This window comes from Aeromicrobium sp. MLTX1, from assembly GCF_046452335.1.
In the GTDB taxonomy this organism is placed as follows: Bacteria; Actinomycetota; Actinomycetes; order Propionibacteriales; family Nocardioidaceae; genus Aeromicrobium.
Map to the genome: position 1 here is coordinate 206,541 of NZ_JBKFDN010000001.1, position 23,330 is coordinate 229,870.

Sequence of the window (23,330 nt, forward strand, 5' to 3'; positions counted from 1 at the left end):
CATCTCGTCATGGGCGGGACAGCGTGACGACGGCGATCGCGGCGGGGCCGTCGTGGCTGAGGCTGACGTGCACCGTGACGTCCTCGAGGTGCTTCGCGACCTCGCCGAGGAGGCGGATGCGGGGGCGGCCCCACGCGTCGCGGATGATCTCGATCTGGTCGTGCACGTGCTCGCCGACGGGAGGCGGGCTCCCCCACAGCGACTCCGACCAAGCCTTGATGAACGCCTCCTTGGCGGCCCAGCGGGCCGCCAGGGACGCCAGCTCCTGATCGGGGGTGCGACGCCCGGAGCCAGAAGGAGAGCTCCGGGCGTCGCGGCGCTCGGCAGCAGTGAAGGCGCTGCCCGCGCGGGTACCCGGCTGCCGATGCTGCTCGGCGAACGCGGGCACGTCCACGAGGTCGATCCCCGTGCCGATCACCGGCACGCGTACACCCCGTCCTCGCCGAGGCGACCGCTGTCGTCGAGCAGCAGCGCGGCCTCGCGCTCCCGCACGCCCGAGTCGCCCAGGCGGCGGTCCGCCGGGCGCCGGTACAGCGCGTCGCCTCCGTACATGGCGTCCACGAGGCGCGTGCGGCCCTCGATGCGGCGACGCTCCGCCGCCTCGAGGTAGCGGTCGCGCTCGTCGGCCGCCAGCGACTCCACGAACGCCTGCGCGTGGACGACGGCGATGAGGCCGGCCACGTGACCGAAGCCGAGGCTGGTCAGCAGGCCCGCCTTGAGCGGACCGGTCGCCAGCGGCTCGCGCAGCCACACGAGGTGCTCGTGCTCCGCCAGGTCGTCCATGACGCAGTCCAGGCTCCGGTTCGGCGGCACGACGCCACCCTCCAGCACCTGGCACAGGCCGATGAGCTGGAACGCCGCGGCGCCGCCCTTCGCGTGACCCGTGAGCGACTTCTGGCTCATGACGTACAGCGGGTTGCCGTCGGAGCGACCCAGCGCCGCCGCGAGCCGCTCGTGCAGCTCGGACTCGTTGCGCTCGTTGACGCCCGTCGACGTGTCGTGCTTGGACAGCACGCCGATGTCATCGGCGCCCACGCCGAGCGCGGACAGCGACCGCGCCAGTTGCGACTCGCGCCCACCGCGGCCCGCGGCCAGGGCACCGAGGCCCGGCGCCGGGATCGAGGTGTGCACGCCGTCGGCGAACGACGCCGCGTAGGCGACGACGCCCAGCACCGGCAGGCCCATCCGCGCGGCCAGGTCGCCGCGGGCGAGCAGGATCGTGCCGCCACCCTGTGACTCCACGAACCCGCCGTAGCGGCGGTCGTTGGCCCGGCTGAAGTAGCGGTCCTCGAGGCCCTTGGCGGCCATCGCCGCGGAGTCCGCGGTGGCCGACATGTCGCCGAAGCCCACGATGCCCTCGACCGAGAGGTCGTCGAAGCCACCGGCCACGACGAACTCGGCCTTGTTCAGGCGGATCTTGTCGACGCCCTCCTCGACCGACACGGCGGTCGTGGCGCAGGCGGCGACCGGGTGCACCATCGCGCCGTAGCTGCCCACGTAGGACTGCACCACGTGCGCGGCGATGACGTTCGGCAGCGCCTCCTGCAGGATGTCGTTCGGCTTCGCCTCGCCCAGCAGCGTGTCGATGTACAGCGAGTGCATCGACGTCATGCCGCCCATGCCGGTGCCCTGCGTGTTGGCGACCAGCGTCGGGTGGGTCCAGCGCATCAGCTCGGACGGGGTGAAGCCCGACGAGAGGAACGCGTCCACGGTGCAGACGAGGTTCCACAGCGCCACGCGGTCGACGGCCTCGACCATCTCGGCCGGCACGCCCCACACCGTCGGGTCGAAGCCCGTCGGGATCTGGCCGCCGACCGTGCGGGTCAGCTTCATCTTGCGCGGCACGCGGACCTGCGTGCCCGCCTTGCGGGTCACGGTCCACTCGCCCTCGGCGTCCTGCGCGATCACGGTGTGCTCGGGGTCGGCGTCGCGCATGGCCTGCGCCTCCGCCTGACCCGAGACCGTGAAGGTCAGGTCCTGGTCGAGGTAGACCGACGCCAGCAGCGGGGCGCTGTTGTCGACCATGTCGCCGTCGTCGGCGTACCGGCGCACGCCGACCCGCTCGCGGACGGCGTCCTCGTAGCGGTCGGCGATCTCGTGCTCGGGCACGGCCTCGCCGGACTCGGCGTCGTACCAGCCTCGGTTCGTCGCGTCCCAGCTCAGGAGGCCCGTGGACCACGCCAGCTCCAGCACGCCGGCGGCCGAGAGGGTGTCCTCGACCTCCATCTCGAAGCGCGTGCGCGCCGAGCCGTACGGGCCCAGTTCGCCGGCGCCGACAATGACCACGAGGTCCTCGGGGCGGGCGGTGACCTCGGCCCACTCGGGCGTCTCGACCCGGTCGAGGCGCGACGGCGGCGCGGGCAGCGCCGGGATCGTCGCGGTGTCGTCGGACGAGGCCTCGTCCTTCTCGAGCACGACCTGGCCGGCGAGGGCCTTCATGTCGAGGTCGGCCTCGCCGAGACCACCGGTGAGGTCGAGCGTCAGCGGACCCTCGGTCGCGCGGACGCGGGCCCCGGGCGTGCAGGCCTCGAGCAGCGCGGCGGCCATCTCGTCGGGCGACCAGGTGCGGACGCCGGCGGCCTCGACGGCCTCGACCAGCGGGTCGTTGCCGCCCATGAGGCCCGTGCCGCGGACCCAGCCGATGATGGCGTGGGCCAGCGTGACCTTGTCGGCCCAGCGCTTCTCCGAGCCCCACTTCGTGACGAGCGCGTCGAGCGCGGCCTTGGCCTCGCCGTAGGCGCCGTCGCCACCGAACATGCCGCGGTTGGGCGAGCCCGGCAGCAGCACGTGCAGGCGCGCGTCGAGGTTGCGGTCAGTGACCGACGACGACAGCGCGCCGACGAGTCGCTCCACCGACCACAGCAGGATGCGCATCTCGAGCTCGGCGCGCGGGCCGGCCTCGGTCGCGTCGCCCATGACCCGGCCGGCCGCGAACGGCACCAGCAGGGTCGGGGTCAGCGACGGCTTCGACACCGTCGTGACGCCGGCGGCGGTGCGGGACTGCTCGGCCCCGATCCACTCGACCAGCGCGTCCACGTCGGCGAACGACGCCAGGTTGGCGGGGACGACCCACAGCGTCGCGCCGGCGCGAGCCGAGCGGCGGTAGAGGTCCTTGAAGAACGCGAGCTTCCGCGGCGCGAGCGACGAGGTGGTCGCCACGACCGTGGCGCCGCCGGCGAGCAGCTCGCCCACGACGGACCCCGCGATGGAGCCGTCGGCGGCACCGGTCACGACCGCGACCTCGCCGGCGAACGCTCCCGGCGTGGTGTCGCGGGCGTCCTCGGCGATGCGGGCGAAGCGCTCGTCGCCGGTCCGCGAGAGCCAGTGCTCGGCCTGCTTGGCGACGACCTCGCCGGTGCCCGCGAAGGAGCCCGTGACCTCGTCCCCGTGGGCCAGGCGCGCCAGGTCCTCGCGTGCCGACGCCCAGCGGTCGTCCAGGACGACGGCGTGCTCGGCGTCGAAGACGCCCGCCGTGGCCTTGATCCAGTCCGAGCCCAGCTCGGCCTCGACGCGCTCGACGACCGCGGCCGCCTGCTCGTCGGGCTCGACGGCCTCGGGCACGTCGACCAGGTCGAGGTGCTCGAGCACGAGGCGCGCGGCCGAGGCCAGCACGCCGTCGCGACCGTTGATGGCCGCCGTGAACTCGCCGAGCGCCGCCGCGTCGATCGTGGCGCCGTCGCCACCGCCGGCCGACGGCATCTGCACCGTCACGCCGTGGCGCGCGGCCACCGCCTGGACCGCGGCGTCGATCGCCGCGTCGACGTCGCCGGCCGAGGCGATGGACGCCTCGCCGAACGCGCCGCCGCGGACGCTCTGGCCCTCGCGGGTGACCATGGCCAGCTCGGCCAGGACGTGCGACGCCCAGCCGGCACCGAGCTGCCACGCACCGGAGACGCGCTCGGCGACCGCCGACTGCTTGCGACCCGTCGGGCCGAGCACCTTCTTGAGGTGGTCGCCGAAGGCCTCGCCCAGGACGGGGCCGAAGGGCTTGTAGGTGCGCGCGAGAGCGTCGACCTGACCACCGAGGGTGGTGAGGTCGGCCTCCGCGGCGCCGTCGATCGCGCCGAGCGAGAGCTCGCCGCCGAGGTCGATCAGCAGCTGGTTGCGGCGGCTGGAGGCGCCGTCGGTCAGCGACTCGATCGTGTCGGCCGCGCCGAGCTGGTCGAGACGCAGCTTCGTCCACCAGGCGATGAGCACGCGGGTCGCGTCGGCCGCCGAGAACGGCAGGTCGGCGGCGGTCTGCGTGGCCGGTCCGCCGGCGGGAGCCGCGGCCGGAGCGGCCTGCGGCGCCGGCTCGGTGGCGCTCGCCTTGGGAGCCTCGGGGGCGTCGTCCTCCACGGGCGCCGGGTCCTCGTCGGTGCCGTAGACGGCCGCGGCGTCGCGCTCGACGTTGAGCACCTCGACACGCGGGTAGCCGGGCAGCTTGAGCGTGCCCGAGGCGAGGTTCGCGACGGTCGGGGCCGAGCCGACGCCGACCTCGACGAAGCGCTCGACGCCCAGGCCGCCCTCCTCCACGGGGGTGAACATGAGGTCCTGCGTCTCGATCCAGCGCACGGGGCTGGCGAACTGCCAGGCCAGCAGCTCGATCAGCAGGTCGCGGCACAGGCGGCCCGGGTCCTCCGACCGCGGGACCGTGGTGCCGACGTACTGCTCGACCTCGCGGATGAACTCCTCGTCGAGGCTGAACGGCCGCGGCACGAGGTTCGGAACGTACCGGCCCTCGAGGATCGACGGGTCGATCGTGGGCGGCAGGAGGTCCTGCAGCTTGTGGCGGAAGTCCGGCACGCCGCCGTGCAGCACACGGCTGTGGAACGGCACGTCGATGCCGGGCACGAGGATGAACGCGGCCTTGCCGCCGAAGCGCTCGCGGCGCTCGGCCACGTCCTTCTCCAGCGCCTCGAGTCCCCGCACCGTGCCGGCGATCGCGTACTGCGAGCCGCGCAGGTTGTAGTTCACGATCTGCAGGAACTCGCCCGACGCCTCGCCGACGCCCTCGACGTAGTCCGTGACCTCGTCGTCGGCCAGGCCGATCTGCGAGGGACGGATGGCCGCGAGGCGGTAGTCGCTGCGGCCCTTCTCGTCGCGCGGGACCAGTGTGTGCATGACGGAGCCGCGCTGGAAGACGACCTCCACGACGGCCTCGAGGCTGATGACGCCCGAGACCGCGGCGAGCGCGTTGTACTCGCCCACCGAGTGGCCGGCCAGCACCGCGCCGTCGACGAACGCGCCGCCCTCACGGAGCTCGGCCATCTGGGCGGCGCCCAGCACGGCCATCGCGACCTGCGTGAACTGCGTCAGGTAGAGCACGCCCTCGGGGTGGTGGTGCGTGACGCCGCGGACGGTCAGCTCGGTCGGGTTGTCGCGCACGACCGTGAGGATCGAGAAGCCGAGGGCCGCCCGCGTGTGCTTGTCGGCGCGGTCCCAGACCTCGCGCGCCGCAGGGCAGCGCTGGTAGCCGGCCATGCCCATGCCGGGGCTCTGGATGCCCTGGCCCGGGAAGGCGTAGGCGGTGCGCGGCGCGTCGAGCACGGCCGAGGCGGCCATGACGATCTCGCCGTCGGCGCGCACGGTCACGTCGAGCACCTCGCGGCCGTGCGAGAGTCCCACGCGGTCGGCGCGGATCTCGACGTCGGCACCGGGGCGGACGGGCGCCATGAAGCGCGTCGTCCAGCCGGCGATGCGGCGGCCGGTCTCGACGGCCACGGCGTGCTGCGCGGCGGCCGAGGTCCACATGCCGTGGACGATCGGCTCGCCCAGGCCCGCGAGGCGGGCGGCGGCGACGCTCGTGTGGATCGGGTTGTGGTCGCCCGTGACCGCGGCGAAGGCGCCGAGGTCGGACGGGGCGGTCACGGTCACCTTGGCGCGCGTGCGGCGCGGGGTGTCCTTGAGCTCGTCGTCGCCCAGGGCGCCACCGGCGCGCGCCGGGTCGGCGAGCGCCGCCGCGCCCGTGCGGCCGCGGATGGCGAACCGCTCGCGCATCGTGGCGACGTCGCCGACCGTGACGTCGACGGTGACGACGCGGCCGTACTGCGACTCCTCCACGTCCACCAGCGCGGCGCGGACCGCGAGCGGGGTGCGCTCGGCGGGCAGGGCCTGCGTGGTGATCGCGTGGTCGAGGTGAACGAGGTCGAGCATGCCCTCGACGACCGGCAGGCCGTCGGCGTTGCGGGCGGCGCCGATGACGGCGAACACGGCCGGCCAGGCGAGACCCACGAGCACGTCGGGCACGCGGTGGCGGCCCAGCACGAGCGGGCCCGCACTGACGGCGGCGTGGTCGGCGGCGAGGTCCGGGTCCCAGTCGACGTCGAGGTGGGCGACGCCGTCGGAGACCTCGGGCAGCTCGCCGGCGACGGCGCCGCTGACGATCTGGGCCATGGCGGCGACGGCGGCGTCGGTGGAGACGACCGGGGCGTGGCCGCGGGCCGCGCCGGCCGGGACCTCGAGGCGCAGGGTCAGGTCGCGGCCCTGGCCCAGCGGCACGGTCAGGTCGACGGCCGAGTCGCCCGCGGTGGACAGGCGAGCGCCGGTGGCGGCCTGCTCGGCGGTGTCGGCGGAGGTCAGCACCCACTCGGCGCCGAGGCGCTGGACGGGGTTCGTGACCGTGCGGCCGGCCCACGCCACGTCGGGCGCGGCCAGGACGACCGCGAGCGGCGAGGACAGGCGCGCGTCGCCCTCACGGCGACGGCCGGGCACGCGCTGGGGCGCACGGCCCGAGGCGAGCAGGGCGTCGACCGCGGCGTCCTCGAAGCGCTGGAGCAGCTCGGCGACGGGCTCGTCGACCCGCGTGATGCCGGCGACGCTCGCGGTGCCGGGGATGATGCAGACCTCGTCGGCGCCGTAGCGCGGGTCGTGCGCCTGCCACAGCGAGTCCGAGCGCCACCAGCGGCGCACGTCGGCGTCGATGACGGGCACGAAGTTGACCGGCTTGCCGGCGCGGCGGCAGACCTCGACGAAGAAGGCCTCGTCGGCCGGGTGCAGCGTCACCGACGCGGCGTCGGCGTGCGCGTCGATCAGGCGGGCGAGGGCGGCGGGGCCGTCCTCGACGTCGGACGCCTCGGGGAACAGCGTCGCGATCTCGCCGCGGTCCTGCGTGGCCAGGCGGGCCTCGGCGCGCTGGAGCATCGCGTGGAAGCGGTCGCGCAGCGACACGTCGAGCCACTGCGGCGAGCCGTCGGCGGCCGTGCCGGAGAGCTCGACGAACCGGCCCAGCCACTGGGCGTAGGTCATCGTGGCGACATCGCCGAAGTACGGCTTCGCCGTGCGGTCGAGCGCCTCGACGATCTCGTCGCGGCGGGCGGCCACGGCGTCGGCGTCGCCGGCGACCTCGTCGAGGAGGCGGCCGGTGCGCGAGGCGGTGTTGTCGATCTCGTGGATGTCGGCGCCGAGCTGGCTGCGGCCCGAGGCCATGCCGTTCTTCGCGGTGCCCGCGCCCACCCAGGCGCCGGTGCCGCGCGTCTCGACGAGCATCTGCTTGACCTCGGGGGCCGTCGTGGCCTCGAGGGTCGCCATGGCGGCGGTGCCGACGAGGATGCCGTCGACGGGCATGTCGGGGAAGCCGTGGCGCTGGGCCCACGTGCCGGTCAGCCACGCGGCCGAGGCCTCGGCGGTGCCGATGCCGCCGCCGACGCACAGGACGACGTTCGACTGCGCGCGCAGCTCGCCGTAGGTGGCCAGGATCAGGTCGTCCAGGTCCTCCCACGAGTGGTGGCCACCGGCGCGACCGCCCTCGACCTGCACGATCACCGTGCGATCGACCTTCTTGGCGATCGCGAGGACCTCGCGGATCTGGCGCACGGTGCCGGGCTTGAACACGACGTGCTCGATGCCGGCCTCGGTGAGCTCGTCGACGAGCGCGACGGCCTCGTCGAGCTCGGGGATGCCGGCCGTGACGATGACGGCGTCGATCGGGGCTCCGGCGGCGCGGGCGCGCTGCACGAGGCGGTTCTGACCCAGCTGCAGGCGCCACAGGTAGGGGTCGAGGAAGAGCGAGTTGAACTGGTAGGTCGCTCCCTCGTCGAGCAGGCCGTCGAGCTCGGCGACGCGCGCCTCGAAGATCTCCTCGGTCACCTGACCGCCGCCGGCGAGCTCGGCCCAGAAGCCGGCGTTGGCCGCCGCGGCGACGATCGGCGCGTCCACGGTCGTCGGCGTCATGCCGGCGAGCAGGATCGGCGACTTGCCGGTGGCGCGGGTGAAGCCGGTCTCGACGGCGGTCGAGCCGTCGGGCAGCGTCACGAGGCGCGGCGCGAACGCCGACCAGGCCACGGGGCGCGCGGGCTTGGCGCCGGTGATGGTGAGCTCGCGGTGGCCGCGACGCGTCGTGGGCGCGACGAGGCCGGCGCCGCGCACCTTGGTCTCGGTGGCGCTCAGGCGCGAGGCGAGGTCGGCGGGGCCGAGGTCGAGGACCCACTCGGCGCCGGCGTCCAGCGCGGAGGTGATCGAGGCGACCCAGTCGACCGGGTCGACGATCGCGCGCTGGGTGGCACTGCGGGCGTGCTCGGCGTCGATGCCGATGCGGGCGGCCCAGCCGGCCACGAGCTCGGTGGTCTCGGCGAGGTCGGGGTGGTGGAACGCCACCGAGGACTCGACCGGCTCGATGACGGGCGAGAACGGGGCGCCTCCGGTGACCTTGCGGTCGCGCTCGTCCTTCTCGCGGGCGGCCTCCTGCTCGAGGCGGGCGGTGGCCGCGTCGAGGGCCGCGGCAGGGCCCGACAGGACGACGGCGCGTCGGCCGTTGCGGATGTGGCAGACGGCGCCGGTGCCCTCCACGAGCTCGGCGACGCGCTCGGGGACGACTCCCGAGACGGCGAGCATCGTGCGGCCGAGCAGGCCGCGGCGTCGGCCGACGAGCTGGGCGGCGGTGCCGATGAGGCGGGCCAGCGCGAGCACCTCGACCTCGGGCACGCCGGCGAGCGCCTCGGCGGCGAGCACGCCCTGCGAGTGACCGGCGACGGCGACCGGCGGGTGCGCGGTCACGTCGAGGCCCTGGCGGGCGAGGGCGTGGAGGCCGGCCAGCTGGGCCAGCGTGATGCCGGGGACCGAGGCGGCCGGTGCGGTGACGTCGGCACCCGCGGGCAGGCCGGGCGCGTCGTCGTCCTCGGCGGACTCCCCGACCGCCAGGACGTCGACCCACGCGACGGGATCGAAGGCGACGCCGGCCCGGGCGAGCTCGGGGGCGACGGGCGCGAGCAGCCGGTCGGAGCGGCGGACGAGGTCGGCGACCTCCGCGTCGAGCGCGAAGTCGCGGACGAGGTCGGCGAGCGGCGTCAGCCAGTCGCCGCCCTGACCTCCGAGGACCAGGGCCCACGGCGTGCCGGAGCGGAGGTCGTCGAGGAGGCTGTCGGTGCGGCGGTCGCGCGTGGAGGGCGCGTGGAACACGGAGGTGTCGAGCGTCGTCATTCCCCTATCGTGACACAAACATGAGGCTTTCCTCATCTTTGATCCGAGGGTTTCCTCATGTTTTAGATCACACCGCCGCGGACGGCGCGCGACAGGTGTGACGGGAGGGGTTCAGGCGATATGTAACTTTCAGTTGCACACAGGATTGTTCACAACTGGGGACAAGATCTCCCCCAGACCGTCACCAGACGGTGGTTATGTGCAGGATTTCGCAAATGCACGGCGAAGGGCCCCGGAATCGAGATCCCGGGGCCCCTCGTCTCAGTCGGTGGTCAGACGCCGCCGGTGAGCAGCAGTCCGCCGTCCACCGTGAGGCACTGGCCGGTCATCCAGGCCGCGTCCTGCGAGAGCAGGAACGTCGTGACGCCCGCGATGTCCTCGGGCAGGCCCAGACGCTTCAGGGGGTACGCCGAGGCGACCTCCTCCTCCCGACCCTCGTACAGCGCGCCGGCGAACCGGGTCTTCACGACGGCGGGGGCGACCGCGTTCACGCGCACGTTCGGGGCCAGCTCGAGCGAGAGCTCCTGCGTGACGTGAATGACCGCGGCCTTCGAGGCGCCGTACATGCCGATCATCGGTGCGGGCTTGAGACCGGCGACCGACGCGATGTTGACGATCGCACCGCCGTGGTCCTTCAGCGAGGTGTTGTACGCCTTCTGCGCCCACGACACCGCGGCGAGCACGTTGACCTCGAAGATCTTGCGACCCGCGTTGAGGTCCATCTCGATCATGGGGCCGTACGTCGGGTTGATCCCGGTGTTGTTCACCAGGAAGTCCAGCCCGCCGAACTGCTCCACGGCCTTCGCGATCGTCTCGTCCTGGTGCGCGGCGTCGTCGGCCGCGCCCGCGACGTAGGCCGCGTTGTCGGGACCGAGCTCGGCGACCGCGGCCTCGAGGGCCTCGGTCTTGCGCGCCGTGATGACGACCTTCGCGCCGTCGGCCACGAGGCGCTGCGCGACCCCGAGGCCGATGCCGCGCGACGCGCCCGTGACGATCGCGACCTTGCCGGCGAAGCGACCCTCGGTCACGAGAGGCGCTCCAGGACCATGGCCATGCCCATGCCACCGCCGACGCACATGGACTCGACGCCGAACTGCTTGTCGTGCCACTGCAGCGAGTTGATCAGCGTGGATGTGATGCGGGCGCCCGTCATGCCGAACGGGTGGCCGACCGCGATGGCGCCGCCGTTGACGTTCAGCTTGTCCATCGGGATGCCGAGCTCACGCGCCGAGCCCCACGCCTGGACGGCGAAGGCCTCGTTGATCTCGTACAGGTCGATGTCATCGATGCCCATGCCGGCGTTCTTCAGCGCGGCGGGGATCGCCTCGACCGGGCCCAGGCCCATGATCTCGGGCGACAGGCCGGTCACGGCCGTGGACACGATGCGCGCGAGCGGGGTCAGGCCCAGCTCCTTGGCCTTCGTGTCGGACATGATCACCACGGCGGCGGCGCCGTCGTTGAGCGGGCAGGCGTTGCCGGCGGTGACGGTGCCGTCGGGACGGAACACCGGCTTGAGGCTGCTGACGGCCTCCAGCGTGGTGCCCGCGCGCGGGCCGTCGTCCTTGTTCACGGTCGTGCCGTCGGGCAGCCTGACCTCGGTGATGTCCTTGGCCCAGAAGCCCTCCTCGATGCGCTGCTCGGTGAGGTTCTGGCTGCGGACGGCGAACTCGTCCTGCTCCTGGCGGCTCATCCCCAGGTGCTGCGCGACATTCTCGGCCGTCTGGCCCATCGCGATGTAGAGGTCGGGCAGCTCGCTGTTGCCACGCGGGTCGACCCACGTGTCGGCGCCGCCCTCGGCGCGCTTGGCGGTGCGGGCGATGGCCTCGGAGAACAGCGGGTTCTCGGTGCCCGGGATGTCGGCGAAGCCGTTGCCGAAGCGGCTGACGGTCTCGACGCCGGCGGAGATGAACGCGTCGCCCTCGCCGGCCTTGATCGCGTGGAACGCCATGCGGGTGGTCTGCAGCGAGGAGGAGCAGTAGCGGTTGACCGTCACGCCCGGCAGGTGGTCCATGCCCGACAGCACGGCCACGGCGCGCGCCAGGTTGTGGCCGGCCTCGCCCGCGGGCTGGCCGACGCCCAGGTGCAGGTCGGTGATGTCACGACGGTCCAGACCCGGCACCTTGGCCAGCGCGGCCTCGATCATCTGGACGGTCAGGTCGTCCGGACGCATGTCCTTGAGGGACCCCTTGCCGGCGCGACCGATGGGCGAACGCGCGGTGGAGACGATGACTGCTTCGGGCATGATGTAGGCCTTTCGAATGTGCCGGCGGGGCGACCCGCCGATGACTAAGCGCTTGCTTAGTGTGACATTCCTGCGTCATGCTGTCCACCATGACCACCGACGCCGCGAACGGTCGCGATCGATCCGCCACGACGCGTGAGCGGCTGCTCGAGGCGGCCGTCGAGGCGTTCGCGACCTCGGGCTTCGCCGGCACCACGACCCGCGACATCGCGTCGCGTGCGGGCATGAGCCCGGCGGCAGTCTACGTGCACCACGCCACCAAGGAGGAGCTCCTCTTCGAGATCTCCCGGCGCGGTCACCGCAGCGCCGTCGAGATCATCGAGAAGGCCTCGCAGTCGGCGTCCGATCCGGCCGAGCGCACCCGCACGATGGTCGCGGAGTTCAGCCGCTGGCACGCGGTCAACAGCCGCGTCGGGCGGATCGTCCAGTACGAGTTCGACGCGCTCACGCCCGAGCACCGCGCCGAGATCGCCGAGTACCGCCGTGCGATCGAGGCGCTCATGCGCGAGGCCCTCGAGGCCGGCGTTGCGGCCGAGGTCATGACAGTGGCCGACCTCAAGGGCACGGCGCTCGCCCTGCTCTCCCTCAGCATCGACCTCGTCCGCTGGTACCACCCGGACGGGCCCACCACACCCGACGAGATCGCGACGCTCCACGGCGAGCTGGCGCTGCGGATGGTCGGCGCCGCCTGAGCGTCGCCGACCTCAGCGACGCTCGACGCGCGTCAGCGGAGCCCGGCAGACGAGCGCGAACAGCGAGGCCAGACCCAGCACCGCCGCGCAGACGACGATGTTCCCGCGACTGCTGATCGCGTCGGCGAGGACACCGCCCGTCGCGGTGCCCAGTGCCACTCCGGCCATGCTGCCGGTCGAGCCCCAGGCGAAGACCTCCGTGACCCGGCCCTCGGGCGCCGACCTCCCCAGCAGCTCGTAGAACGCGGCGAACATCGGAGCGGCGGGCAGCCCCGCCAGGAGGAGGGTCAGACCCAGGACGAGCGACGTGGTCGCCGCCGCGACGATCAGATGGGTGAGTGCGAGCGCGGCCAGGAAGACGATCAGGCGACCGGCGAGTCGGCCCCGGCCCGCGGCTCGGAGGTTGACGAGCCCGCCCACCAGACTGCCCGTCGCCCAGAGTCCGTAGAAGACGCCGATCAGGTGGGACGCGTCGAGCTGGGCGGAGCGGCGCACCACCGCGACCTCGAGGATGCCGATCGCGATGCCGACGGTGAACGTCACGGCGACGAGGATCCAGACGGTCGCCGGGAATCGGCTCGGGGTCCCCATCACCGGGCGGCTCGACCGGCGCGAGGCCGTACGGGACTCCGGCGTCAGCGCGAACACCGTCGTGAGCACCAGGACGAGACCCGCCGTCAGGACCAGTGCCTCGTGGGTCCCCCGCACCGTCGCCCAGGACACCACGGTCAGGGGACCGAGGATGAACGTCACCTCCTGCAGTGACGCGTCCAGGGACAGCATCCGGCTGAGGTCCACCGGACCGAGCCGCTCGTTCCAGATCGCCCGCGCGCAGACCGCCAGCGGCGGCTGGGTCAGGCCCGTCACCGCGGCCAGGGCCACGGGCACGGCCGGAGCGATGCCGTGCGGCAGCGCGGACAGTCCGACCATCATGGCCGCAGCGACGACCGTGACGGCGAACAGCGGCATCGTCTGGCCCCAGCGGTCGATGCCTCGACCGACGACGGGGGCCCCGACCGCGATGCCGAGGGCGTAGGCCGCCGCCATCAGCCCGCTGACGGTGTAGGTCTGCCCGAGCGTCAGTCCGTGCAGGACGATCACCAGGCCGAGGGCGCCCGCCGGGACCCTCGCGAGGAAGCCGAGGACCAGCGTCCTGACGGCCGTGGCCGGCAGGCCGAGGATCTGCCTCGTCTCCGGGCCGCGGACCTCCATCGGTCTCGACCCGGCGCGCTCCATCACCGCACCCTACTTGAGTTCGACTTCAACTTCACCGAACTCGTCGGGTCCGATCGTGCGGTCCGGACATGACGAAGGGGCCCGCGACGCCGGGGGGGGGTGTGCGTCGCGAGCCCCTCCGAGACAGGGGGTGTGCGGGTCAGGCCTGCAGCACGGCCTCCGCGGTGATGAGCAGCGTGATCTTGTCGCCGATCATGACCTTGTCGCCCTCGAGGGGGATGTTGAAGTCGATGCCGAACTCCTTGCGGCTCAGCTGACCCTTGGCCTCGACGCCCACGCGGGTGCCGCCCCACGGGTCCTTGCCCTCGCCCAGGAACTCGACGTCGAGCTCGATCGGCTTGGTGACGTCCTTGATGGTGAGGTCGCCGGTGACGACGAAGTCGGTGTCGCTCTTGCGGACGACGCCCGTGGACACGAAGGTCATGGTCGGCGTGCTCTCGACGTTGAAGAAGTCGCCCGAGCGCAGGTGGTTGTCACGGTCGGCGGTGCCGGTGTTGATCGAGGAGAGGTCGATCGTGGCGGTGGCGCTCGAGGCGGTGACGTCCTCGGCGGTGACGATCGTGCCCTCGAACTTCTCGAACTTGCCGCGCACCTTGCTCATGATGTGGCGAACGGTGAAGCCGATCTCCGTGTGCGTGGGATCGAGCTGCCAGGTTCCGGGGGTGATGTCGCTCATGTGCTGCTCCTGTAAGACTGTGTCGTTGTTGTTGATCGTTCAACATGATGGACACTACAGCATGATTGAACTTTCAATCAAGTCGTTGAAGATGTAAACTAGTTCACATGACTGACCTGCCCATCGCTTCGGTGAACGAGACCCGCTGGCTCGACGAGACGCAGCAGCAGGCGTGGCGCGCGTTCCTGGGCGGCTCCACCGTGCTGATGGACCGCCTCGACCGCGACCTGCGCTCGGAGCACGGCCTGTCGATGTCCGAGTACGAGATCCTGGTCCGCCTGTCCGAGGCGCCCGACCGGTCGATCCGCATGGCCGACCTCGCGGCCGCCCTCTCCCACTCCCGCAGCCGCATCACCCACACGATCGGCCGTCTCGAGCGCGACGGCATCGTCCTGCGCATGCAGTGCGACACCGACGGCCGCGGCGTCACCGCCGTGCTGACCGACAAGGGCTTCTCGCTGCTGGCCACCGCAGCCCACACCCACGTGCGCGGCGTCCGCGACTACCTCATCGACCAGTGCTCCGACGAGGACCTCGCCGCCGTGCGCCGCGTCATGGAGGCGGTCCAGGAGGCCATCGGCGGCCGCCGCTTCTGACGCGTGCCCCAGCGGGCGTGATCAGCGATCAGCGATCAGCGATCGTAGGTTCGCACGTAGACGTCGGCGTGCCCGTTCGTGTCGGCGCGATCGAGCGCGTCGTAGGACTCGAACGCCACCGCGCTTCCGTCCGCGGAGAGGCTTCCATGGAACGCCAGGGCGCGGAAGGGTCGTCTCCCGTTGCGACCGACGTCTGCTTGCAGGGTCTCACCGGAACTGCGGTCGTGAACGTAGACGCTGAAGGTCGCGGTGTTCGGGACGACCGGTGCGAAGGTGCCCCACTCGAAGCTCACGACCCGCCCATCGGTCGAGATGTCGGGCCGATCGAAGACCCGGTCCTCGTCGTCCGTCGGCGCCGGAACACGTGATGTCGAACCGGCCTCGAGGTCACGGACCAGCAGGCTGCCCCGGCCTTGGGGGTTGCCGGACCTGCGCACCCGCTCGGTCGCGAGGTACACGACATGACGCCCGGCGCCGGAGATGCGGGGACTGGTCGCGATCTCCTCGTCCGGACCGCCGGACTGCGTGGCACTGACCAGAGCCGTCACACCTGTGCGTAGGTCGTGCACGAACACGTCCACGCGCCCCGCCGGATCCTCGTCCACGAGATTCGATGCCCCCGACGCGAACACGACGCGCGAGCCGTCGGTCGAGATCGACGGCGAGAGCGAGTTGCCGTCGGACTCGGTGCCGTCGCTGGCCACGCTCGCCCGACGCGTCGTCCCGGTGTGCAGGTCGCGCACGAAGACGTCGGATCGAGCGTTCGTGTCCCCCGGAACGAGATCGTCAGCCGTGGACGTGAACACCACGTGCCGCCCGTCGCCCGAGACCTGAGGAGCGCTCGAGGCCCCGTTGCCGGGTCCACCATTCACGCTCGCGCTGACCAACGTGGTGCTCCCGTCGGCACGGTCGCGGACGAACACGTCACCGGCGAGGTTGGTGTCGCCCGGAACGAGATTCGTGGCCGCCGACACGAATGCCACGACACCGCCGTCAGCGGAGATCGAGGGCCGCAACGCCGGCTCATCGGCCCCGACGCCTGACGATGACACCGACTCTCGAGTCGTGGTACCCGTGAGCCGATCACGCACGAACACATCGTTCGACCCGCGGGAATCACCCGCGACGAGATTGTCGGCGAGCGTCGTGAACGCGACCCACCGTCCATCGGCGGAGATCGACGGATGTGCGGACGCGGAGTTCGCCTGGACTCCGTCGGAGTCGACGCTCGCGATCGTCGGCGGAAGGATCGGTCCGACGACCACGTCGACGCCCCTCGCCGGCGACGTGATGGGCTCGGCTCCCTGAGGCGATGCGGGAGCCATCGCCCGGAACTCCTGCCGGCCGGGCTCGAGCGCCTCGACCGCGAGTTCCACGGAACCGTCCGCACCCTGCCACTTGGTACCGACCGTCGTCCATCCTGTCCCGTCGCGTTCCTGGAAGACGACGGCACGACCCGGCCTCGCTGGTGTGAACCGGGCCCGAAGCTCCACCGTCTCCTCCAGCAGGACGCTTCGCGGACCGTCGAGGTCGGCTTCCTGGAAGCCTTGCGCGTACCGTGTGGGACTCCTGAAACCGGGCAGACGTCCCGACCTCGGCGCGTAGAGTCGATACCCGCCCTGACTCGTGCCGACTGCGAAAGCCCGCGCACCGAACGTCACATGGCCGTCCGATCGGGACGACGCTCGCGCGACCGTCTGCCACGTCCTGCCCGCCAGACGCTGCAGCAGCACGGGGCGGCGGGTGCGATCAGGCAACCACCCGGACAACCGAATGCTCTCCCCGGGGATCGCGTTGTCGGAGGACAGCGACAGACCTGCCTCGACGATGAACTGCCGCGACGTCTGCCGCTCGAACCTGGCGTCTGCAGGTACACGGAGCCGAAGGCGGTGGTGCCCCAAGCGAGGTCGATAGGCGACGGCGAAGGTGTGCTTCCTGCTGACTGTGCCCAGGCTGCGAGTGACCCAACGCTTTCCGGTCCAGCGCTGCAGCTTGACGCGCTCGCCACCGCGAGAACCCACGAGAGTGCCTCGCACGACGACTCGCTTCCCGGAATCGACGAAAACGTGGCTCGGGACGCTGGTCCGGATCTGACCGTCCGGCCGCTTCGCCTCTGCCGGCGCCGCAGCGAGTGCCACCGTCACGGTCGCCACGAGCAGCATCGACAACAGCATCCGAACTCGCACGAGATCACTCCCCGATGTCACTGGACAGCACGGCTGGTCGAGTATCTCCCACCTCCCGCCCGGCCGTGGCGGTTCTCTGCGAGAAGCTCTCGCATCCCGCGGCGACCTCAGTCGCGGGTGAGGCGGCGGCGCGTGACACGGTGCGGGCGAGCCGCCTCCTCGCCGAGGCGCTCGATCTTGTTGGCCTCGTACGACGCGAAGTTGCCCTCGAACCAGAATCAGTGGCCCGGGTTCTCCTCGGGTGCCCTCCCACGCCAGGATGTGCGTGGCGATGCCGTCGAGGAACCAGCGGTCGTGCGACGTCACCACGGCGCAGCCCGGGAAGTCGACCAGGGCTTCTCGCTGCTGTCCACCGCCGCCCGGACCGCCGGTCCGCGGTCGTCGCGACAGTCTCACACGTGTCGGCGACGTCACGGACCGGATTCGGCGATCCCGCCCGGTCGCCCGCCTGGGTGCCCTAGGTTGCGTTCGTGTCCACACGCCTGCGCTGGTCGATCGCGCTCGCCTTCGTCGCCCTCCTCGTCGTCGGGTACGCCGCCTGGGTCGGCGCCTCGGCCTGGCAGGCCTCGAAGGTGTCGATCACCGCTTCCGAGCTGGTCGAGTGCAAGGACCCGCGCTCGATCGTCCCTCCGCCCGAGGGGATCGAGGACCCGACCCGTCACACCGGTCCCCTCCGTGCGATCAGCGTCGACCGACGGCTCGACTGCGTCCTGCGCACGATGGTCGTCAGCGATGCCGCGGTTCCCGTCGAAGTGGAACTCCTGGAGTGGCCCTTCATGGGACCGGCCACCGGCATGGGCGTCCGCGCTGAGTGGGCTGTCGGAGGCGGGCCCGGGCTCGTGAAGGACGCCGACAGCTTCAGCACCAGGGACAGCATCGACGCGGTCTTCGACATGGACGGCTTCGGAGAGCTCTACGACGACGAGCGCACGCCCTTCACGATCAGAGCCGTCTTCAACGGCAGCTGCAACGACGCCGGGATGTCGTCGGTGTCCGACTCGCCTCGAGCCACCATCAGGGTGCTCGGCCGCAGCCATGTCATCGCCGCCACCGGTGAGGGCATCGGCCTCGTGCACTCGGGCCCCATCGACTGCGATGAGGACCTCGACGACTCCTGAGACGAGATTTGCTCCGATTTCTACCTTTCAACGCTGCTGAAAGGTGGAAATCGGAGCAAATCTCGGGAGGGGCGGGACCTCAGTCGCGGGTGAGGCGGCGGTGCGTGACGCGGTGCGGGCGGGCCGCCTCCTCGCCGAGGCGCTCGATCTTGTTGGCCTCGTAGGACGCGAAGTTGCCCTCGAACCAGAACCAGTTGCCCGGGTTCTCCTCGGTGCCCTCCCACGCCAGGATGTGCGTGGCGATGCGGTCGAGGAACCAGCGGTCGTGCGACGTGACCACGGCGCAGCCCGGGAAGTCCAGCAGCGCGTCCTCGAGCGAGGACAGGGTCTCGACGTCGAGGTCGTTGGTGGGCTCGTCGAGCAGCAGCATGTTGCCGCCCTGCTTGAGCGTCAGCGCCAGGTTGAGGCGGTTGCGCTCACCGCCGGAGAGGACGCCGGCCTTCTTCTGCTGGTCCGAGCCCTTAAAGCCGAACGAGGCCACGTAGGCGCGGCTGTTCATCTCGAAGTTCGCGACCTTGATGAAGTCCAGGCCATCGGACACGACCTCCCAGACGTTCTTGTTCGGGTCGATGTTGGCGCGGTTCTGGTCGACGTAGCTGATCTTGACCGTCTTGCCGACCTCGAGCTCGCCGGAGTCCGGCTCCTCGTTGCCCGTGATCATGCGGAACAGCGTGGTCTTGCCGACGCCGTTGGGACCGACGATGCCGACGATGCCGGCGCGCGGCAGCGAGAAGCTGATGTCGTCCCACAGCGTGCGACCGTCGAAGGCCTTCGTGAGGCTCTTCGCGTCGAGCACGACGTCGCCCAGGCGCGGACCGGCCGGGATGTTGATGTCGGTGGTGTCGATCTTGCGGGCCTTCTCGGCCTCGGCCGCGAGCTCCTCGTAGCGGGCCAGACGCGACTTGCTCTTGGTCTGGCGGCCCTTGGCGTTGGAGCGGACCCACTCGAGCTCGCGCTCGAGCATCTTGGCGCGCTTCGCGTCCTTCTGGCCCTCGATCTTGAGGCGCTCCTTCTTCGTCTCGAGGTACGTCGAGTAGTTGCCCTCGTAGCCGTGGATCTGGCCGCGGTCGACCTCGGCGATCCACTCGGCGACGTTGTCGAGGAAGTAGCGGTCGTGGGTGACGGCCAGGACGGCGCCCGGGTAGCTCTTGAGGTGACCCTCGAGCCACTGCACGCTCTCGGCGTCCAGGTGGTTGGTGGGCTCGTCGAGCAGCAGCAGGTCGGGCTGCTGGAGCAGCAGCTTGCACAGCGCGACGCGGCGGCGCTCACCACCGGAGAGGTTGTCGACGAGCGCGTCGGACGGCGGGCAGCGCAGCGCGTCCATCGCCTGCTCGAGGCGGCTGTCGACGTCCCACGCGTTGGTGTTGTCGAGGTAGGTCTGCAGGTCGCCGGTCTCGGCCATGAGGGCGTCGTAGTCGGCGTCGGGCTCGCCCATCTCGGCGTACGCCTCCTCGAGGCGCTTCATCTTGCCCTTGATCTCGGACACGGCCTCCTCGACGTTCTCGAGCACCGTCTTGCCCTCGGTCAGCGGCGGCTCCTGCTGGAGCATGCCGACCGACGCCTCGGGGTCGCGGACGAGATCGCCGTTGTTCGGCTGGTCCAGGCCCGCCATCAGCTTGAGCAGGGTGGACTTGCCCATGCCGTTCGGGCCCACCACGCCGATCTTCGCCCCGTGCAGGAACGAGAGGGAGACGTTGTCGAGGACGACCTTGTCGCCGTGGGCCTTGCGGACGTTGCGCAGAGAGAGAACGTAGTCAGCCATGATGTCCCCAGCCTAGCGAGAACGGCGGAACGACGGCCGACCGGCAGCGCTCAGCGGCCGGCGGTGGCCAGCCCGTTGCGCCAGCGGTCGTAGCGGTCGAGCTCGCTGCGCAGGCGGGCGACCACGATCCGCTCGGTGGTGCGGTTGATCGCCTCGGTGAGCTTCTTCTCCGCGCGGGCCCCCGCGCGCCGCGCGCCGACTCCGCCGAGCCAGCGCGAGAACAGCGTGAGCGCGATGCCGAACAGCAGGCCCCCGGCGATCAGCACGAGCGGCAGGCTCATGCCGAGCGGCCGCGGCGCACCGCTCCAGGGATCGGGGCTGACGAGGCCGAAGGCCGCCGCGACCGCCCACGCGAGTCCGCCGATGACGGCGAGGAACGTGAGCCACTGCAGGGCGCCCACGGCGGTCCACCACAGCGGATGCTGCTTGAGCCCGAGGTCGACGCCGGCGACGGCCTCGTCGAGCTCGTCGATGACGTCGCGCGCGCTCTCGCCGGCGACCGCGTCGACGACGGAGGCCCGCCACGGGCGCGACATGCCCTCGGTGGCGACCTCGGTGGCCTCGCGCAGCGCCAGGTCGGCGCGGGCGCGCTGCACCGACGGCGAGATCGGCATGACCTCGGCCACGGCGTCGCGCGCCGACCGCCCGAAGCCGAGCTCGCGCAGCGGGTCATGACGCAGCCGGCCCACCCAGCCGATGAGCGGCCAGTCGGTGGCGACCACGGCGCGTCGTGCCATGGACTCCTCGACCGCGTCTGCGATCTGCGGCACGCCGGCGCACTGGACGAACGTCTCGACGAGGGCGTCGCGGACCGGGCGGTCGAGCCCCGGCACGGGCTCCACTCCCCCGGCATCGGCGAGGCGGCGCGCGACCTGGCGCACGTCGGCGACCAGGCGTGACTGCGAGGCCCGCTTCGAGGTGATCCGGCGGCCGATCTCGGCCCGCAGCTCGGGCAGCCCCGCGCCGGTGGTGGCGCTCGTGGCGATCACGGGCACGCCCCGGAAGCCCTCGCGCTCGAGGATCAGCTCGAGGTCGTCGACCGCGATCTTCAGGTCGGTCTCGCTGAGCCGGTCGGCCTGGTTGAGCACCACGACGGACGAGTCCGCGTGCGTCGCCAGCGGCTGGAGGTAGCGCGCGTGGATCGCTGCGTCGGCGTACTTCTGCGGGTCGAGCACCCACACGAAGAGGTCGGCGTAGCGCGCGACGTGGTCGACGACCTCCTGGTTCTGGATGACGACCGAGTCGTGGTCGGGCAGGTCGAGCAGCACGAGGCCCTCGAACGCGTCGTCCTGTGGCGCGTCGAGGATGCTGCGCCGCGCGATCTGGTCGCGGCGGGCGACGCCGATCCAGTCGAGCAGCTCGGTGGCGCCGGCGGGTCCCCACGCGCACGCCAGCGGCGTGGAGGTGGTGGGCCTCAGGTAGCCGACCTCGGCGAGATCCAGGCCTGCGAGGCGGTTGAACAGCGACGACTTGCCCGAGCCCGTGGCACCCGCGAGCACGACGACCGTGTGCTGGGTGGAGAGCTCGAGGCGCTCCTGCGCGTGGCTGAAGGTCGCCTCCGCGGGCGCGACGACGTCCGGGTCGATGACGTCGCCCGCGGCCTCGATCGCCGACTGCAGCGCTGCGACGCGCTCGTCCAATGCACTCATCGGGACCGCCTTCCTCGCGGAGGGGCGACGGACGAGATGGCGGCCTCGAGCTGCCAGTGCGCGGACTCGAGGGCCACCTCGTCGGGCAGCAGGTCGAGGTAGCGCTCGGCCTCGGACTCCAGCAAGTCCTCGAGGCGACGCGCGAGGTCCTTCCCGGCCTGCTCGGCGAGGTCGCGCACGGCCTGGTCGCCGAAGACCGCGTTGAGCACGGCCTGACCCGCGGCGGCGGTGCCGCCGGCGATGCCGAGCTCGGCGCCCGTGAGCCCGGCGGTGCCGGCGAACACCACGACCATCAGGGTGACGCCCGCGGCGTTGACGCCCAGCGACAGCGCACGGGCCTTGGACTTCTTGTCGGACCCCTGCTCGGCGACGAGCTCGAACACAGCCTCACGCCACTCGCGGGCGATGCGCTCGGCACGCACCCGGACGTCGCGCGAGGCGCGGTCCAGCCCCCGCTGGCTGTCGAGCAGCGTGCGACCGGCCTGCGTGGAGTCCCACGCGCGGGCGACCTCCTCGGCGGCGCGCTCGGCGCGGTCGAGGATCAGCAGGTGCAGGCCCGAGACGGCGGCCTCCTCGACCTCTTCGGGCGTGGTGGGCTTGCGCCGGAACAGCTTGTCGCGCCACGTGCCCACGGTGCGCTCGAGCTTGCGGAAGATCTCTCCCGAGCCCACGAAGTCCTGCCAGCGCGCGAGGACCTCGCCGCGCAGCATCGTGCCGTCGGTGGCGGCGGTCATGAGGTCGGCGTGCGCGCCGAGGTAGACCGACTCGACGTCCTTGCGCAGCTGGGCCGCGGCGTCGACCTGGCGGGTCAGGGCGCCCTCGAGGCGGCGCGACTCCTCGACGTCGTGCGTGATGGCGCCCTGCAGGGTGCGCAGCACGATCTCGCGGCGCTGGGCCTCGTCGTCGGCGAGGTGCCGCAGCCACGACACGACCTGCGCGACATCGCCCCCGGGCAGGACGCCCTCGGAGTCGGGCGTGGACTCGGGCACCGAGAACAGCGCCACGTCGGACAGCCCGTGCTCGCTGAGCATCCGGGCGAGGTGGCGGCGAACCTCGACGAGGGCCTCGGGCGACGTGCGGTCGAGCACCACGGCGATCGAGGCGTTGCGGTCGGCGGCGCGGCGCAGGTAGTCCCACGGCACCTGGTCGGCGTAGCGCGCGGCCGACGTGACGAACAGCCACAGGTCCGCGGCGCCGAGCAGCTGCTCGGCCATCTCGCGGTTGGTCTCGTCGATCGAGTCGAAGTCGGGGGCGTCGAGCACGGCCACGCCCGGCCACAGCGTGGAGCAGGCCACCTGGCGGATCGTGTTGGCGCGACGGCTGTTGGAGCCGGTGCGGACGACGTCGGGCAGGACGCGGCCCGACCGGAACCACTCGGTGTCGGCGGGGTGGTGCACGAGCACCGGGGTGCGCGTGGTGGGGCGCAGCACGCCCGTGGCCGACACGCGGCGGCCGACGATCGAGTTGACCAGCGTGGACTTGCCGGCGCCCGTGGAGCCGCCCACGACGACCAGCAGCGGGGCGCCGAGATTCTCGAGTCGGGGCACGACGTAGTCGCCGAGCTGCTCGGCGATCTCGCGCTGGAGCGCGCGGTCCTGCTCGACTCCGGGTATGTCGAGTTCCAAGGGCATGGCGACGACCGCTGCCGCCAGTCCTGACAGGCCCTGGAGCAGACCGTCCTCGACCATGGCCTCGCGCTGGGGAATTGCGGCCGGCTCAGTCATCTCAGATCACTACGAATGGTAGTGCAGGGGACACACCCCGGAGTCCCATTCGT

At 71.9% G+C, this 23,330-nt stretch carries 13 protein-coding genes and 1 pseudogene; 3 read left to right on the forward strand and 11 right to left on the reverse strand.

The features are described 5' to 3' along the window. Window positions 1-7: 7 nt before the first annotated feature. The 4 genes from ACK99Q_RS01015 to ACK99Q_RS01030 all read right to left on the reverse strand — a co-directional run bounded on the left by ACK99Q_RS01015 (window position 8) and on the right by ACK99Q_RS01030 (window position 11,638). Complete coding sequence (locus tag ACK99Q_RS01015; protein ID WP_410184400.1) at window positions 8-418, reverse strand: holo-ACP synthase; 411 nt, start codon at window positions 416-418, stop codon at window positions 8-10. Beyond that, on the reverse strand, window positions 415-9,396 hold the full coding sequence (locus tag ACK99Q_RS01020) for a fatty acid synthase subunit beta domain-containing protein (protein WP_410184401.1): 8,982 nt from the start codon (window positions 9,394-9,396) through the stop codon (window positions 415-417). The genes ACK99Q_RS01015 and ACK99Q_RS01020 overlap by 4 nt, the downstream gene beginning before the upstream one ends. Window positions 9,397-9,668: 272 nt before the next feature. After that, complete coding sequence (locus tag ACK99Q_RS01025; protein WP_410184402.1) at window positions 9,669-10,424, reverse strand: SDR family oxidoreductase; 756 nt, start codon at window positions 10,422-10,424, stop codon at window positions 9,669-9,671. Continuing rightward, window positions 10,421-11,638: an acetyl-CoA C-acetyltransferase gene (locus ACK99Q_RS01030; RefSeq protein WP_410184403.1), complete on the reverse strand. Its 1,218-nt coding sequence runs from the start codon at window positions 11,636-11,638 to the stop codon at window positions 10,421-10,423. The genes ACK99Q_RS01025 and ACK99Q_RS01030 overlap by 4 nt, the downstream gene beginning before the upstream one ends. Window positions 11,639-11,727: 89 nt before the next feature. Here ACK99Q_RS01030 and ACK99Q_RS01035 point away from each other — a divergent pair, with 89 nt between their 5' ends. Further along, the gene (locus ACK99Q_RS01035) at window positions 11,728-12,330 is read left to right on the forward strand and encodes a TetR family transcriptional regulator (protein WP_410184404.1); all 603 of its coding nucleotides are present in this window, start codon (window positions 11,728-11,730) and stop codon (window positions 12,328-12,330) included. Between the two features lie 12 nt (window positions 12,331-12,342). On the opposite strand, the gene ACK99Q_RS01040 is transcribed toward ACK99Q_RS01035, so the two are convergent. Both ACK99Q_RS01040 and ACK99Q_RS01045 read right to left on the reverse strand, forming a co-directional pair. Beyond that, window positions 12,343-13,566, reverse strand: coding sequence for an MFS transporter (locus tag ACK99Q_RS01040; RefSeq protein ID WP_410184405.1), 1,224 nt, complete (start codon window positions 13,564-13,566; stop codon window positions 12,343-12,345). A 139-nt stretch (window positions 13,567-13,705) separates the two neighbouring features. Next, window positions 13,706-14,242 carry a YceI family protein gene (locus ACK99Q_RS01045; RefSeq protein ID WP_179426122.1) on the reverse strand — a complete coding sequence of 179 codons (537 nt, stop codon included), beginning with the start codon at window positions 14,240-14,242 and terminating at the stop codon, window positions 13,706-13,708. Between the two features lie 107 nt (window positions 14,243-14,349). Here ACK99Q_RS01045 and ACK99Q_RS01050 point away from each other — a divergent pair, with 107 nt between their 5' ends. Further along, on the forward strand, window positions 14,350-14,838 hold the full coding sequence (locus ACK99Q_RS01050) for a MarR family winged helix-turn-helix transcriptional regulator (RefSeq protein ID WP_410184406.1): 489 nt from the start codon (window positions 14,350-14,352) through the stop codon (window positions 14,836-14,838). A gap of 35 nt (window positions 14,839-14,873) precedes the next feature. Here ACK99Q_RS01050 and ACK99Q_RS01055 read toward each other — a convergent pair whose 3' ends face one another. Further along, entirely contained in the window at window positions 14,874-17,000 is a 2,127-nt protein-coding gene (locus tag ACK99Q_RS01055) for a TolB family protein (protein WP_410184407.1), read from the reverse strand. A 131-nt stretch (window positions 17,001-17,131) separates the two neighbouring features. Further along, window positions 17,132-17,363 (reverse strand): annotated as a pseudogene (locus tag ACK99Q_RS01060) (energy-dependent translational throttle protein EttA); the annotation flags it as partial. A 131-nt stretch (window positions 17,364-17,494) separates the two neighbouring features. On the opposite strand from ACK99Q_RS01060, the gene ACK99Q_RS01065 reads away from it, so the two are divergent. After that, window positions 17,495-18,142, forward strand: coding sequence for a hypothetical protein (locus tag ACK99Q_RS01065; RefSeq protein WP_410184408.1), 648 nt, complete (start codon window positions 17,495-17,497; stop codon window positions 18,140-18,142). Window positions 18,143-18,221: 79 nt separating this feature from the next. Here ACK99Q_RS01065 and ettA read toward each other — a convergent pair whose 3' ends face one another. From ettA to ACK99Q_RS01080, 3 genes are read right to left on the reverse strand one after another with little or no spacing between them, the layout of a single operon-like run. Further along, window positions 18,222-19,904, reverse strand: coding sequence for an energy-dependent translational throttle protein EttA (ettA, locus tag ACK99Q_RS01070; protein WP_410184409.1), 1,683 nt, complete (start codon window positions 19,902-19,904; stop codon window positions 18,222-18,224). Window positions 19,905-19,954: 50 nt separating this feature from the next. Further along, window positions 19,955-21,553: a GTPase gene (locus tag ACK99Q_RS01075; protein WP_410184410.1), complete on the reverse strand. Its 1,599-nt coding sequence runs from the start codon at window positions 21,551-21,553 to the stop codon at window positions 19,955-19,957. Next, window positions 21,550-23,277 (reverse strand): dynamin family protein, encoded by a 1,728-nt coding sequence (locus tag ACK99Q_RS01080; protein WP_410184411.1) that lies wholly within the window; start codon window positions 23,275-23,277, stop codon window positions 21,550-21,552. Before ACK99Q_RS01080 ends, ACK99Q_RS01075 begins: the two co-directional genes overlap by 4 nt. Between the last annotated feature and the right edge of the window lie 53 nt (window positions 23,278-23,330).